13 protein-coding genes and 2 riboswitches are annotated in these 14620 nt (G+C 71.2%); of the genes, 12 read left to right on the top strand and 1 reads right to left on the bottom strand.

Features of this window, described 5'->3' with window-relative positions; all coding sequences use genetic code 11:
• Nucleotides 1-32: 32 nt before the first annotated feature.
• Nucleotides 33-144, bottom strand: a riboswitch (glycine riboswitch).
• Nucleotide 145: 1 nt separating this feature from the next.
• A riboswitch (glycine riboswitch) is annotated at nucleotides 146-245 on the bottom strand.
• A 151-nt stretch (nucleotides 246-396) separates the two neighbouring features.
• The 11 genes from IE124_RS20025 to IE124_RS19975 all read left to right on the top strand — a co-directional run bounded on the left by IE124_RS20025 (nucleotide 397) and on the right by IE124_RS19975 (nucleotide 12617).
• Entirely contained in the window at nucleotides 397-1077 is a 681-nt protein-coding gene (locus tag IE124_RS20025) for an AAA family ATPase (protein ID WP_189509223.1), read from the top strand.
• Nucleotides 1078-1266: 189 nt separating this feature from the next.
• A complete protein-coding gene (locus IE124_RS20020; RefSeq protein WP_189509222.1) occupies nucleotides 1267-2007 on the top strand; it encodes an enhanced serine sensitivity protein SseB in 741 nt (246 codons plus the stop codon).
• A 99-nt stretch (nucleotides 2008-2106) separates the two neighbouring features.
• A complete protein-coding gene (locus IE124_RS20015; RefSeq protein WP_189509221.1) occupies nucleotides 2107-2898 on the top strand; it encodes an enhanced serine sensitivity protein SseB C-terminal domain-containing protein in 792 nt (263 codons plus the stop codon).
• A 362-nt stretch (nucleotides 2899-3260) separates the two neighbouring features.
• Nucleotides 3261-4289: an ABC transporter permease gene (locus IE124_RS20010; RefSeq protein ID WP_189509220.1), complete on the top strand. Its 1029-nt coding sequence runs from the start codon at nucleotides 3261-3263 to the stop codon at nucleotides 4287-4289.
• Nucleotides 4290-4409: 120 nt separating this feature from the next.
• Nucleotides 4410-6182, top strand: coding sequence for an ABC transporter substrate-binding protein (locus tag IE124_RS20005; protein ID WP_189509219.1), 1773 nt, complete (start codon nucleotides 4410-4412; stop codon nucleotides 6180-6182).
• 114 nt (nucleotides 6183-6296) lie between these two features.
• Nucleotides 6297-7295, top strand: coding sequence for an ABC transporter permease (locus IE124_RS20000; RefSeq protein ID WP_189509218.1), 999 nt, complete (start codon nucleotides 6297-6299; stop codon nucleotides 7293-7295).
• Nucleotides 7292-8395, top strand: coding sequence for an ABC transporter ATP-binding protein (locus IE124_RS19995; protein WP_189509217.1), 1104 nt, complete (start codon nucleotides 7292-7294; stop codon nucleotides 8393-8395). The genes IE124_RS20000 and IE124_RS19995 overlap by 4 nt, the downstream gene beginning before the upstream one ends.
• Before the next feature lie 8 nt (nucleotides 8396-8403).
• On the top strand, nucleotides 8404-9528 hold the full coding sequence (locus IE124_RS19990; RefSeq protein WP_229832654.1) for an ABC transporter ATP-binding protein: 1125 nt from the start codon (nucleotides 8404-8406) through the stop codon (nucleotides 9526-9528).
• A gap of 236 nt (nucleotides 9529-9764) precedes the next feature.
• Complete coding sequence (locus tag IE124_RS19985; RefSeq protein ID WP_189509215.1) at nucleotides 9765-10442, top strand: trimeric intracellular cation channel family protein; 678 nt, start codon at nucleotides 9765-9767, stop codon at nucleotides 10440-10442.
• Nucleotides 10443-10465: 23 nt separating this feature from the next.
• Nucleotides 10466-11335, top strand: a complete 870-nt coding sequence (locus IE124_RS19980; protein WP_189509214.1) for a thioesterase family protein — start codon at nucleotides 10466-10468, stop codon at nucleotides 11333-11335.
• Between the two features lie 118 nt (nucleotides 11336-11453).
• Entirely contained in the window at nucleotides 11454-12617 is a 1164-nt protein-coding gene (locus tag IE124_RS19975) for a cysteine desulfurase family protein (RefSeq protein WP_189509213.1), read from the top strand.
• 36 nt (nucleotides 12618-12653) lie between these two features.
• Here IE124_RS19975 and IE124_RS19970 read toward each other — a convergent pair whose 3' ends face one another.
• Nucleotides 12654-13313 carry an N-acetylmuramoyl-L-alanine amidase gene (locus tag IE124_RS19970; protein WP_189509212.1) on the bottom strand — a complete coding sequence of 220 codons (660 nt, stop codon included), beginning with the start codon at nucleotides 13311-13313 and terminating at the stop codon, nucleotides 12654-12656.
• 60 nt (nucleotides 13314-13373) lie between these two features.
• On the opposite strand from IE124_RS19970, the gene mnmA reads away from it, so the two are divergent.
• Nucleotides 13374-14519, top strand: a complete 1146-nt coding sequence (mnmA, locus tag IE124_RS19965; RefSeq protein ID WP_189509211.1) for a tRNA 2-thiouridine(34) synthase MnmA — start codon at nucleotides 13374-13376, stop codon at nucleotides 14517-14519.
• Nucleotides 14520-14620 lie beyond the last annotated feature (101 nt).

Below are 14620 nucleotides of genomic sequence, written 5' to 3'. Positions count from 1 at the left end.
TTCGGTGACGAAACACATGACGGGCGAGGACGTCCTCCCCATCTGTCATGGAACCTGAGAGGTTCACCGAGAGCATCTCGTCAACGAGAGATCGGCTTGCACCTTGGGTGGGGACACGGCAGGGTGTCCCGCTTTTCAGATCTGCCTCATCCACGCGGTACGGGGCCTGAGAGATTCAAGGGAGGGTCTTGCTCCTTCGGCGTCCGGACGCCTGAGGCGGTCCGGAACTCTCCCGCGCGGATTCGAGCGGCCGGTATGAGGTTGTGTGGCGACTGTGCGCGCCTGGCGCGCACATCATTGCACGCGACCTCCGCGCGGCACATCACTTGTATCTCATTACCGCTTCTTTACACTTTGTGGGCAAGGGTCTCCCGAGGCCCGGCAGGGGGAGCAACGATGAGGATCCAGCACACCGGCGCATACGCGACGGGTACCGGCATACCGCCCCAGCGCGCCCGGGCCCGCACCAAGGCGCGCGCCGGGACCCGACGCCGTGGCCGGATCCTGAGGGACCTGCGCGAGCGCGGCGGCCGGGGGCCCCGGGACCTCACCTTCGCGGCCGGCGACCTCGTCGTCGTGTCCGGGCTGCCCGGCAGCGGCAAGTCCACCCTCATGAAGCGCGCCGCCGACGGCCGGGGCATCGACTCCCAGGACGCCCGCGAGCGCTGGGAGGCCCGCATGCCGCGCCTCCTGCCGTACGCGGTCTACCGCCCCCTGGTCCGGATCGCGCACTACGCCGGGCTGCGCAGCGCCCTGCGCTCCGGCGCGAGCGTGATCGTGCACGACTGCGGCACCCAGTCCTGGGTGCGCGGCTGGCTCGCCCGCGAGGCGAGACGCCGCGGCGCGGCCCTGCACCTGGTCCTGCTCGACGTCACCCCGGACACCGCGCGGGACGGCCAGCGCGCCCGGGGCCGCGGAGTTTCCGCGTACGCCTTCGCCCGGCACCGGCGGGCCGTCGGACGGATGCTGAAGGCCGCCGAGTCCGGCGGCCTGCCGCACGGCTGCGCCTCGGCGACCCTGCTCGACCGGGACTCCGCGGACGCCCTCCGGAAGATCGGTTTCCGCGACGCGGCCTGAGGCGCCGTGCGCACGGGACGGGCCCCGTGCGCACGTGACGGGGCCCGTGCGCGCGTGACGGGGCCGCTCGGTGTGGGCCGCCCCTCACTCGTACCCCCTGCTTTTGGCCACAGCGGCGTCAGGGCGGCGTTAGGGTGCTGCGGGGCGGCGCGGGAGGGCGCGCACCCGCGAGACAGGGGAAGAGGGACCGTGGACGTGACGTGGCCGGGCAATGAGCTCGAAGAGGTGCTGGCCGCCTCGCTCGGCAACCCCGCCGCAGGGGGCCGACTGGTCGAGGTGCTGGGACGCAGCCCGGTCTGGGTGCCCCTGCCCAACGGCGGCAGTGCCGAGAGCGCCGACCTGGACCTCGCCACCATGGAGATCGACGGCGCGGCCTTCGTCCCCGTCTTCAGCTCCGAGCAGCAGTTCCTCGCCTGTGTCGGCACCCACATGTCCTACACCGTCGCCCCCGCCCGCGACTTCGCCCGCGGCCTGCCCCCGCAGCTCGGCATCGCCGTGAACCCCGGTGGCACCGTCGGCGTCCCGCTGCCCCCGCCCGCCGTCGCGGAGCTCTGCCGCACCGGCCGCACCCCGCTCGACGGCCCCGCCAGCGGCGGCCGCGTCCGGCTCTTCGAGCCCGACTGGCAGGACGACCCGGTCGACTTCCTCGCCGCCGCCTCCGCCGAGTTCGAGGCCACCGGAGTCGTCACCACCGCCCGCCGCGTCCTCGCGAGCGTCGAGGGCACCGAACCCGCCCTCTTCATCGGCGTCCAGCTCGTCGCCTGGGACGGCGTCGACCGCAACGCCCCCCTGGACGCCCTCGGCCGGGCCCTCGGGCGTGTCGAGGCCGCCTGGCCGGTCAACCTCATCCTGCTCGACATGGCGCAGGATCCGGTCGGCGACTGGATGCTGGAGCGGGTACGCCCCTTCTACCAGCGCGCCGCCGGGTGAGCGGCACCTTGTTTAAGCTGAACTGAACTGGACCGATCCCAGCCGAACCGAACCGGCGGCTGGACGGATGTGGTGAACGGAAGAGGGGCGGGACCCAGGGTGAGCGCGTCGAGCACCGCTGCGACCGGAGGGGTCGAGCACATGCTGCGCCAGGTGGCACCCGGACGCTACGACGCGTACGAGAGGCTGCTGCACGCCCTGGCCGACGGCGAGGTCTGGATGCTGCTCTGGCAGGGCTCTCCCGGCTCGCCCGACGCCCAGTACGGGAACATGGAGGTCGACGGCTTCGGCTACGCGCCCTGCGTCACCTCCGCCCAGGAGCTCGCCGCCTCCGGCTGGAACCGCGCCCACGAGCTCGTCACCGGCCGCGAGATGGCCCGCGCCCTCTACCCCGACCGCTGGGGCATCTGGCTGAATCCGCACGCTCCCGGCGGCGGCGTCGGCATCCCCTGGGCCGACCTGCGCCGCATCGCCACCGGCCTCGACCGGATGCCCGCAGGGCCTCTGCGCGTCAGCGAACCCGCGCTGGAGATTCCGCAGTTCTACGCCCTGCTCACGCAGAACGCGCACCGCACCCCGGCCGTCCGCTCGCTGCGCCGCGGCTGGGTGCAGCCCGCGCTCGGCTCCCCGTACCTCGCCGTCGGACTCGACCTGTACGACAACTCCGCGGCCGCCGTCGACTCCGTCCGCGCGATGATGCGCCAGTCGATCTCCGCCGTCCCCGACGGCCTGCCCGTCTCGACGGTCGCGCTCTCCGACGCGTACGACCCGGTGGCCCTCTGGCTGGGCGCCCACGCGCGCCCCTTCTACGACCGCGAGGCGCACGCGGGACGCGGATCCGCCCCCGCGCCGGGCTACGGCTACCCGCCGCCGGCCCCGTCCGGATACTGAGACGCCACCCTTCTCGCCTCCCACCCCACCGGCCTCCGGAGTTCTCTCCGGAGGCCGTTGTTCGCCCCAATAACGCACCTCGAACGCCCAGTTGTGCGACATGTCCGATTGTGGCGAAGAGGACCCGAGATGGTCCGCTCAGGTGATCACGACGTCCGGATAACGGAAGTCGCAGCACCGCATCACGTTTGAGCAAACATTCCCCGTCAGGGCTGGCGGGTGATCGCGAACGCATTGAAGACTCCCCGGAACACAGGGCGTTCGGCTCCTTTCGAGCCGGTGCCCAGCAGGTTGTTCCACCAAGCCGCTACCCGCGGCGGGCAAGGGCCGGCTACCCGCGGCCGAGAGGGGTCCTCACCACGATGACGGCACCACTGCACGAGACGAGTGCGGGCGAGTCGACCGCCACCGTCGTCGGCACGCCCGACGCTCCCGGCACACCGGACAACTCCGGCACCGACACCAAGGCGATCCAGGGCCGCTCGCCCTGGCAGATCGCCTGGACCCGGCTGAAGCGCGACAAGCTCGCCCTCGCCGGCGCCTTCGTCGTCGTCTTCCTCATCCTGGTCGCGGTCTTCGCCCCGGTCATCGTCGGCCTGCTCGGCCACCCGCCGGACGAGTTCCACGAGGACCAGATCGACCCGCTCTTCGGTACGCCGATCGGGTCGTGGGGCGGCATCAGCTCCGACTTCCTCCTGGGCGTCGAGCCGGTCAACGGCCGTGACGTCTTCAGCCGGATCGTCTACGGCGCCCGGATCTCGCTGCTCGTCGCCTTCCTCGCGGCGGTCTTCGCGGTCGTCCTCGGCACCGTCCTCGGCATCATCGCCGGCTACTTCGGCGGCTGGATCGACGCCGCCCTCAGCCGCGTCATGGACGTCATGCTCGCCTTCCCGCAGCTGCTCTTCACGATCGCCCTGGTCTCGGTGCTGCCCAACCAGCTCCTCGGCCTCGACGGCTCGGGCGTGCGCATCGCCGCCCTGGTGCTCGTGATCGGCTTCTTCGGCTGGCCGTACGTCGGCCGCATCGTCCGCGGCCAGACCCTCTCGCTGCGCAACCGCGAGTACATCGAGGCCGCCCAGAGCCTGGGCGCCGGCCGCTTCTACATCCTGCGCCGTGAGCTGCTGCCCAACCTGATCGCCCCGATCATGGTCTACGCGACCCTCATGATCCCCACCAACATCCTCACCGAAGCGGCCCTCAGCTTCCTCGGCGCGGGTGTGAAGCCTCCCACCGCTTCCTGGGGCCAGATGCTGTCGACGGCCATCACCACCTACGAGGCCGACCCCATCTTCATGGTGATCCCCGGCTTCGCGATCTTCATCACCGTCCTGGCGTTCAACCTCTTCGGCGACGGCGTGCGTGACGCGCTCGACCCGAAGGGCTCCCGCTGACCGCTTCACCGACGGCCCACGACACCACACAGACCCGCCCCTGCCGCTGGCGACAGGAGGCTCATCCCCCAACGGCGGACCGACATGACGGCCGTCTCTACTCCGGAGGTTGCGAGACCCATGACTCTGATGAGCTCTCAGAGGCGCAGAATCGCCGCGGGCGCGCTGCTCGCGGCGGCCACGATGGTCGTCACCACGGCGTGCGGCGGTGACGGTGGCAGCAAGACCGGCGACAAGGGCCCGAAGGGCGCCGCCGGCTTCAACGCCGCCGTGAACAAGGTCGCCAACCCCTCGGACAAGAAGGGTGGCGAGCTGAAGTTCATCGGCTCGCAGGAGGCCGACTCGTGGGACCCGCAGCGCGGTTACTACGGCTTCGTGTGGGACTTCGCGCGCTACTACACGCGCCAGCTGGTCACCTTCAAGTCCGAGCCGGGCGCGGCCTCCACCGAGCTCGTCCCGGACCTCGCCACCGACGCCGGCAAGGTCTCGGCCGACGGCCTCACCTACACCTTCACGCTGAAGGACGGGGTGACCTGGGAGGACGGCAAGCCGATCACCTCCAAGGACATCAAGTACGGCATCGAGCGCATCTGGGCCCAGGACGTCATCTCCGGCGGCCCGATCTACCTCCAGCAGGTCCTCGACCCCAAGGGCGAGTACAAGGGTCCCTACAAGGACACCTCCGCGGACAAGCTCGGCCTGAAGGCGATCGAGACCCCGGACGACAAGACCATCATCTTCAAGCTGCCGGTCGCCAACGGTGACTTCCTGCAGATGCTGGCCATGCCCGCCGCGTCCCCGGTCCGCCAGGACAAGGACACCAAGGCCAAGTACCAGCTGAAGCCCTTCTCCTCCGGTCCGTACAAGTGGGAGTCGTACACCCCGAACAAGTCCATCAAGCTTGTCCGCAACGACAAGTGGGACTCCAAGACGGACACCATCCGCAAGGCCCTGCCGGACAAGATCAGCGTCACGTTCACCACGAACGCCGACGACATGGACAACCGTCTGGTCGAGGGTGAGTACGACCTCGACATCAACGCGACGGGTGTCGGCGCCGCCGCGCGCCAGAAGGTGCTCCAGCAGCACAAGGGCAACGTCGACAACCCGCAGACGGGCTTCATCCGCTACGCGGTCTTCCCGCAGACGGTGATCCCCAACATCGAGTGCCGCAAGGCCATCATCTACGCGGCCGACTCGAAGTCCCTCCAGACCGCCCGTGGTGGCCCGCAGGCCGGTGGCGACATCGCCACCAACATGCTGCCGCCGGCGATCAAGGGTGCCGACGCGAAGGCCGACCCGTACGGCAAGCTCGCCGGTGCGCCGGACATCGCCAAGGCGAAGGAAGCCCTCAAGAAGTGCGGTAAGCCGGAAGGCTTCAAGACCACGATCGCGGTCCGCAACAACAAGAAGATCGAGATCGCGACCGCCGAGTCCCTCCAGCAGTCGCTGAAGGCCGTCGGCATCGACGCCCAGATCGACCAGTTCGACGGCGCCCAGACCTCCGGCATCATCGGTTCGCCGAAGGTCGTCAAGGACAAGGGCTACGGCATCATCATCATGGGCTGGGGCGCCGACTTCCCGTCGGGCCAGGGCTTCCTCCAGCCGCTGGTCGACGGCCGCTTCATCCTCCAGAGCGGTAACAACAACTTCTCCGAGCTGAACGACAAGGCCGTCAACGGCCTCTTCGACCAGGCGCTGAAGGAGACCGACCCCGACAAGGCCGGCGAGCTCTACAAGCAGATCAACACGAAGGTGTCGGAGGCCGCGGTCTACCTGCCCTTCACCCACGAGAAGAACATCATCTGGCGCAGCTCCCGGCTGACCAACGTCTACACGGCGGACGCCTACAACGGCCGCTACGACTACGCGTCGCTCGGCGTCGTCAAGTAATCCGACCCGCTCCACCGGCGCACCACCCGCCGCCAGGTCCGAAGGGCAGGTGATGGCCGAGGGCGGCGGCCGGGGGACCCGATCGGGTCCCCCGGCCGCCGACCGGCCGACCGCATGCTTGCATACATAATCCGACGGCTCTTCGCAGTCGTCGTGATGCTGCTCGTCGTCACGCTCGTGACGCTCAGCATCTTCTTCCTCATCCCCAAGATGACCGGCAGCGACCCTGCCGCGATGTTCGTCGGCAAGCAGGCGGATCCGGCTTCCATTGAGGGCATCCGTCAGAAGCTGGGCCTGGACGAGCCGATCCTGGTTCAGTTCTGGCACTTCGTCTCCGGCATCTTCGTCGGCCGGGACTACACGGGCGGTGGCGACACCATCCACTGCGCGATGCCCTGCTTCGGCTACTCGTTCCGCACCGAGCAGGACGTGTGGACGATGCTGGTCGACGCCTTCCCCGTCACCCTCTCCATGGTCATCGGCGCCGCGGTGCTGTGGCTGGTCCTGGGTGTCTCCACCGGTGTGATCTCCGCGCTCAAGCGCGGCACGATCATCGACCGGGCGGCGATGATCACCGCGCTCGCGGGCGTCTCGCTCCCCATCTTCTTCACCGCCATGCTGGCGATGCTCGTCTTCCGTACCCAGCTCCAGTGGGTCGACGCCTCGTACACGCCGATCACCGAGTCCTTCACCGGCTGGTTCGGCGGCCTGCTGTTGCCCTGGGTGACGCTCGCCTTCCTGTACGCGGCGATGTACGCGCGGCTCACCCGCGCCACCATGCTGGAGGTCCTCGGCGAGGACTACATCCGTACCGCCCGGGCCAAGGGTCTGCCGGAGCCCGTCGTGCTCGGCAAGCACGCGATGCGCTCCACCATGACCCCCATCCTGACCATCTTCGGCATGGACCTCGGCGCCCTCGTCGGCGGCGCGATCCTGACCGAGACCGCGTTCAGCCTCCACGGCCTCGGCGGCCTGGCCATCAAGGGCGTGAGCGAGCGTGACCTGCCGCTGATCCTGGCCGTCACCCTCATCACCGCCGCCTGTGTGGTCATCGCCAACCTCGTCGTGGACCTCCTGTACGCGGTGATCGACCCCCGAGTGAGGCTCGCATGACCGACAAGCTGACGAAGACGGGCGCGGCGCCCGGAGAGCCGGTCGTGTCCTCGGGCGCCCCGTCCGACGCCTTCCTCGACGTGCGCGACCTGAAGATCCACTTCCCGACCGACGACGGTCTGGTCAAGTCGGTCGACGGCCTCAGCTTCCAGCTGGAGAAGGGCAAGACCCTCGGCATCGTGGGCGAGTCCGGCTCCGGCAAGTCGGTGACCTCGCTCGGCATCATGGGCCTGCACACCGTGGGCCAGTACGGCCGCCAGAAGGCGCGGATCTCCGGCGAGATCTGGCTGAACGGCCGCGAGCTGCTCTCCGCCGACCCCGACGAGGTCCGCCGGATGCGCGGCCGCGAGATGGCGATGATCTTCCAGGATCCGCTGTCCGCGATGCACCCGTACTACACGGTCGGCCACCAGATCGTGGAGGCGTACCGCGTCCACCACCCGGTCGACAAGAAGACCGCGAAGCGGCGGGCCATCGAGCTCCTCGACCGGGTCGGCATCCCCGAGCCGGCCAAGCGGTTCGACAACTACCCGCACGAGTTCTCCGGCGGCATGCGCCAGCGCGCGATGATCGCCATGGCGCTCGTCAACAACCCCGAACTGCTCATCGCGGACGAGCCGACCACCGCGCTCGACGTGACGGTGCAGGCGCAGATCCTCGACCTGATGCGGGACCTCCAGAAGGAGTTCGGCTCGGCGGTCGTCATCATCACCCACGACCTCGGCGTCGTCGCCGAGCTCGCCGACGACATCCTCGTGATGTACGGCGGGCGCTGCGTCGAGCGCGGCCCGGCCGAGCAGGTCTTCTACGAGCCGCAGCACCCCTACACCTGGGGCCTGCTCGGCTCGATGCCGAGGATCGACCGCGAGCAGACCGAGCGGCTCATCCCGGTCAAGGGCAACCCGCCCAGCCTGATCAACATCCCGAGCGGCTGCGCCTTCAACCCCCGCTGCCCGTACGCGGACGTCCCCAAGGGCGGCATCACGCGCACCCAGCGGCCCGAGCTGGCCCTCGCCGGCGACCGCCACTTCTCGGCCTGCCACATGCCGCAGGAGGAGCGCACCCGGATCTGGACCGAAGAGATTGCGCCGAAACTGTGAGCGAGACCATGGAACCCCTCCTCAAGGTCACCGGCCTGAAGAAGCACTTCCCCATCAAGAAGGGGCTTCTCCAGCGCCAGACCGGTGCGGTCAAGGCGGTCGACGGGATCGACTTCGAGGTCCTGCCCGGTGAGACGCTCGGCGTGGTCGGCGAGTCCGGCTGCGGCAAGTCCACGATGGGCCGGCTCATCACGCGGCTGCTCGAACCGACCGGCGGCACGGTCGAGTTCCAGGGCAAGGACATCTCCCACCTGGGAGTCGGCGGGATGCGCCCGTTCCGCCGCGACATCCAGATGATCTTCCAGGACCCGTACGGCTCGCTGAACCCGCGCCACACGGTCGGCACGATCGTCTCCGCGCCCTTCAAGCTCCAGGGCGTCGAGCCCGAGGGCGGCGTGCGCAAGGAGGTCCAGCGCCTCCTGGGTCTGGTGGGCCTCAACCCCGAGCACTACAACCGCTACCCGCACGAGTTCTCGGGCGGCCAGCGCCAGCGCATCGGCATCGCCCGCGCCCTGGCCCTGAAGCCGAAGCTGGTCGTGGCGGACGAGCCGGTGTCGGCCCTGGACGTCTCCATCCAGGCCCAGGTGGTCAACCTGCTGGACGACCTCCAGCAGGAGCTCGGCCTCACGTACGTGATCATCGCGCACGACCTCTCGGTCATCCGGCACGTCTCGGACCGCATCGCGGTGATGTACCTCGGCAAGATCGTCGAGCTCGCGGACCGCAAGTCCCTGTACGAGAACCCGATGCACCCGTACACCCGGGCCCTGATGTCCGCGGTGCCGATCCCGGACCCGCGCCGCCGGGGCGCCAAGAGCGAGCGCATCCTGCTCACCGGCGACGTCCCGTCCCCGATCGCCCCGCCGCCGGGCTGCCGCTTCAACACCCGCTGCTGGAAGGCGACGGAGGTCTGCCGCACGCAGGAACCCCCGCTGGTCGAGCTCCGGCCGGGCCAGCGAGTGGCCTGCCACCACCCGGAGAACGCGGAAAGCCTGACGATCCCGGTGGCCCGGGAGTCGGTCGAGATCACGAAGGCCAAGCCGTCGGAGACGCCGGCGGAGGCCACGAAGGCGGAGACGCCGGCGGAGCCGGAGCCCGAGCCGGAGTCGGAGCCCGACTCGCCGAAGGCGTGACACCGAGAGGCCCCTGCCGCAGCTGCGGCAGGGGCCTCCGGCATGCTCCCGCGGGCGCGTGAACGCGTCGCCCACGGGACGGCGCCCCTGCGGGCGCCTCCGCCCCCGGTGCCCCGACCCGCACGATCGGCCGCGCTGCGCACAGGGTGCCGGTCCGGCCCCGGAGGCCTGGCCCGCACGGGCCGCGCCACCCGCCACGGCCCGACCCACGCGACCGCACCCGGCACAATTGGGCGGTGCTCCACGATCTGTTCAGCCCCGATGTCCAGCACGCCCTGGACCTCATCGGCATCTTCGTCTTCGCCATCTCCGGCGCCCTCCTCGCCGTCCGCAAGAACTTCGACGTCTTCGGCATCGCCGTCCTCGCCGAGGTCACCGCCCTCGGCGGCGGCCTCCTCCGCGACCTGATCATCGGCGCCGTACCCCCCGCCGCCTTCACCGACCTCGGCTACTTCGTCATGCCGCTCGTCGCGACCGTCCTCGTCTTCTTCCTCCACCCGGAGGTCGAGCGGACCCAGACCGCCGTCAACGTCTTCGACGCCGCGGGCCTCGGCCTCTTCTGCGTGACCGGCACGACGAAGGCGTACGACTACGGCCTCGGTCTCACCTCCTCCGCCGCGCTCGGGCTCGCGACCGCCGTCGGCGGCGGCGTCCTGCGCGACGTGCTCGCCAACGAGGTGCCGTCCCTGCTCCGCTGGGACCGCGACCTGTACGCCGTCCCCGCGATCGTCGGCGCGACGATGGTCGTCCTCTGCATCCGCTTCGACATGCTCAACGCCTTCACCAGCGGCGCCGCCGTCCTCACGGCCTTCGTGCTCCGGCTCCTCGCGATGCGCTACCACTGGCGCGCGCCCCGCGCCTGGAACCGCCGCTCCTCCGCGCGCGAGGAACCAGGAAAAGCTACCGCTCAGTAACGAGCTGCGGTACCGTCGGAACCATGAGCACGAGCACCGAGACGACCGCAGCCGCGACGGCCGCCATCGCCGCCGCGAGCGAGTTCGACCGCGACACCGCCGTCACCCTCCGGGCCCCCGGCGTCTACGACGCCGACCTCTCCGCCGGCTGGACGATCATCCAGGCCGTCAACGGCGGCTACCTCCTCGCCCTGCTCGGCCGCGCCCTCGGCGACCACCTCCCGCACTCCGACCCGTTCACGATCTCGGCGCACTACCTCACGCCGTCCGTGCCCGGCCCCGCGGTGATCCGGACGGAGACCGTCCGTACCGGCCGGACCCTCTCCACCGGACAGGCCTCGCTCTTCCAGTACGCCGAGGACGGCACCGAGGTCGAGCGCATCCGCGTCCTCGCCTCGTACGGAGACCTCGACGCCCTCCCCGACGACGTCCGCACCACCGCGACGCCGCCCGCGATGGCCGCGATCGAGAACTGCTTCAGCGCCGCCGACAACCCGGCGCCGAGGATCCCCGGCTCCTCCGCCATCGCCGACCGCCTGGACCTCCGCCTCGACCCGGCCTGCGTGGGCTGGGCCGTCGGCGCCCCGTCCGGCAAGGGCGAGATGCGGGCCTGGTTCGGCCTCGCCGACGGCCGCGAGCCGGACGCGCTCTCGCTGCTGCTCACCGTCGACGCGCTGCCGCCGACCTCCTTCGAGCTCGGCCTCAAGGGCTGGACCCCGACCGTGGAGCTCACCACCCACATCCGCTGCCGCCCGGCCCCCGGCCCCCTGCGTGTCTCGATCACCACCCGCAACCTCGCCGGCGGCTTCCTGGAGGAGGACGCCGAGGTCTGGGACAGCGCCGACCGCCTGGTGGCCCAGTCCCGCCAGCTGGCCCGCGCCCCGCGCGGCTGAGGGTTCCTGCCGTTCAGGCCGGATCCGAGGGCGGAAGTCCCCGGCCCCCGGCCTGAACGGGAGCGTAAACCGGCCAGGCGCCGGGGCCGCCGCGGTCGACTCGTAGAATCGACCCACCATGGCTTACCTCGACCACGCCGCGACCACGCCCATGCTGCCCGAGGCGATCGAGGCGATGACCGCCCACCTCGCCGTCACGGGCAACGCCTCCTCCCTGCACGCCGCCGGCCGACGCGCCCGGCGGACCGTCGAGGAAGGGCGCGAGATGCTCGCCGCCGCGCTCGGCGCGCGGCCCAGCGAGGTCGTCCTCACCTCCGGCGGCACCGAGGCCGACAACCTCGCCGTGAAGGGCCTCTACTGGTCCCGCCGCGACGCCGACCCCCGCCGCACCCGCGTCCTCGCCAGTCCGGTCGAGCACCACGCCGTGCTCGACGCCGTCGACTGGCTCGCCACGCACGAGGGCGCCGACGTCGAGTACCTCCCCGTCGACCGCTACGGCCGCGTCCACCCCGAGGCCCTCCGTGAGGCCATCGCCCGCGACCCCGGTTCCGTCGCCCTCGCCACCGTCATGTGGGCGAACAACGAGATCGGCACGGTCATGCCGGTCCGCGGACTCGCCGACGCCGCCGCCGAGTTCGGCGTCCCCCTGCACGCCGACGCCGTCCAGGCCGTCGGCCAGGTCCCCGTCGACTTCGCGGCCTCCGGCCTCGCCGCGATGACCGTCTCCAGCCACAAGATCGGCGGCCCGTACGGGATCGGCGCCCTGCTCCTCGGCCGCGAGTACACCCCCGTACCCGTCCTGCACGGCGGCGGCCAGGAGCGGCACGTCCGCTCCGGCACCCTCGACGTGCCGGCCGTCGCCTCCTTCGCCGTCGCCGCCCGGCTCGCCACCGAGCGCCGCGAGGAGTTCGCCCGAGAGGTCGGCGCCCTGCGCGACGAGCTGGTCAGCGCCGTCCGTACGGTCGTCCCCGACGCGATCCTCGGCGGCGACCCCGTCGAGCGGCTCCCCGCCAACGCCCACTTCACCTTCCCGGGCTGCGAGGGCGACTCCCTGCTCCTGCTGCTCGACGCCGCCGGCATCGCCTGCTCCACCGGCTCCGCCTGCACCGCCGGCATCGCCCAGCCCAGCCACGTCCTGCTCGCCACCGGCACCGACCCGGATCTGGCCCGCGGCACCCTGCGCTTCTCCCTGGGCCACACCTCCACCGAGGAGGACGTGACGGCGGTCGCCGAGGCCATCGGCCCGGCCGTGGAGCGGGCGAGGACCGCGGGCCTCAGCTGAGGCCCGGGCCCCCCGGCCGCGCGGGCCCGACCCCCGTCACACCGGCTTCTTCGACGCCTCGCGCACGAGCCGCAGATAGCGGTCCCAGTCCCAGTGCGGACCGGGGTCGGTGTGGTCGGTGCCCTCGACCTCCACGTGCCCGATGATGTGCTCCCGGTCCACCGGTATCCCGTACCGCGCGCAGATGTCGGCCGTCAGCCGCGCCGACCCCGCGTACATCGCCGCCGTGAAGTCCTGCGGCCGGTCGACGAAGCCCTCGTGCTCGATGCCGATGCTCCGCTCGTTCATGTCGCGGTTCCCCGCGTGGAACGCCACGTCGAGCTCGCGGATCATCTGCGCCACATGGCCGTCCTTGCGGACCACGTAGTGCGCGGCGGCCCCGTGCCCCGGGTTCTTGAAGACCTTCAGCGCGGTCGCGTAGCTGCCCTGCACGACGTGGATCACGACCCGGTCTATGACGTAGTCGTCCGGCCGGTCGGCCCGCCGCCAGTTCGCCCGCGCCGCGGACGTCCACTCGGCGCCCTTGTGGTCGAGCTCGCCCTCGACCCGCTTCTTCTCCATCCCCGGCAGCCGCCACCACGCGCGCGCCAGCTCGTCCCTGGCCAGCGCGGCGGTGCCCAGCACGGCGACCCCGCCGCCGAGCAGCACGGCGCGCCGCCCCACCCGCCTGTCCGAACCGCTTCCCCTGCTCCCCATGCACCAGAGAACGCTTACTCCCGCGACCTTGGTTCCCGGGCCCCGTACCCTGGTAGGGCTATGACTGAGACTTCGCCCCCGCGCCCCCGCACCCAGCCCCTCCGGGTACTTGCCGCCATGTCCGGCGGTGTGGACTCCGCCGTCGCCGCCGCCCGGGCCGCCGAGGCGGGCCACGACGTCACCGGCGTGCACCTCGCGCTCTCCGCGAACCCGCAGTCCTTCCGTACCGGAGCGCGCGGCTGCTGCACGATCGAGGACTCGCGCGACGCGCGCCGGGCCGCCGACGTCATCGGCATCCCGTTCTACGTGTGGGACCTCGCCGAGCGGTTCCGCGAGGACGTCGTCGACGACTTCGTTGCCGAGTACGAGGCCGGCCGCACGCCCAACCCCTGCCTGCGCTGCAACGAGAAGATCAAGTTCGCGGCGCTGCTCGACAAGGCCCTCGCCCTCGGCTTCGACGCGGTCTGCACCGGGCACTACGCCACGGTCGTCCTGAACGACGACGGCACGCGCGAGCTGCACCGCGCCTCCGACATGGCGAAGGACCAGTCGTACGTCCTCGGGGTCCTCGACGAGAAGCAGCTCGCGCACGCGATGTTCCCGCTCGGCGACACCCTCACCACCAAGGACGAGATCCGGGCGGAGGCCGAGCGGCGCGGACTCGCGGTCGCGAAGAAGCCCGACAGCCACGACATCTGCTTCATCGCCGACGGCGACACCCAGGGCTTCCTCGCCTCCCGCCTGGGCAAGGCCGAGGGCGACATCGTCGACGAGGCGGGCACCAAGGTGGGCACCCACGAGGGCGCCTACGGCTTCACCATCGGCCAGCGCAAGGGCCTGCGGATCGGCCACCCGGCCGCCGACGGCAAGCCCCGCTACGTCCTCGACATCTCGCCCGTGAACAACACGGTCACGGTCGGCCCCGCCGAGGCCCTGGACGTCACCGCCCTCACCGCGATCAAGCCCCGCTGGTGCGGCACGGCCCCCGAGGGCCCCGGAAGCTACACGGCCCAGCTGCGCGCCCACGGCGGCGAGACCGAGGTGACGGCCGCCCTGGTGGCCGGGGAGCTCACGGTCACCTTCGCCGAGCCGGTCCGCGGCGTCGCCCCCGGCCAGGCGATCGTGCTCTACGACGGGACGCGCGTCGTCGGCTCGGCCACGATCGCCACCACGACCCGCCGTACGACGGAGCCCACGCCCGCGTAGCGGCACGGCCCCGGGCGGCCGGGGCCGGGCAGTGGCGCCCTAGGGGGTGTCGTCACATTCCCGTCGTCGCCCGAAGGGCGGCCCCGCGGCGTCTGGTGCGT

The organism is Streptomyces narbonensis (assembly GCF_014649015.1).
Lineage (GTDB): Bacteria > Actinomycetota > Actinomycetes > Streptomycetales > Streptomycetaceae > Streptomyces > Streptomyces narbonensis.
Note: the sequence above shows the minus strand (reverse complement) of the source record. Positions and strands in the feature narration are given on the sequence as shown.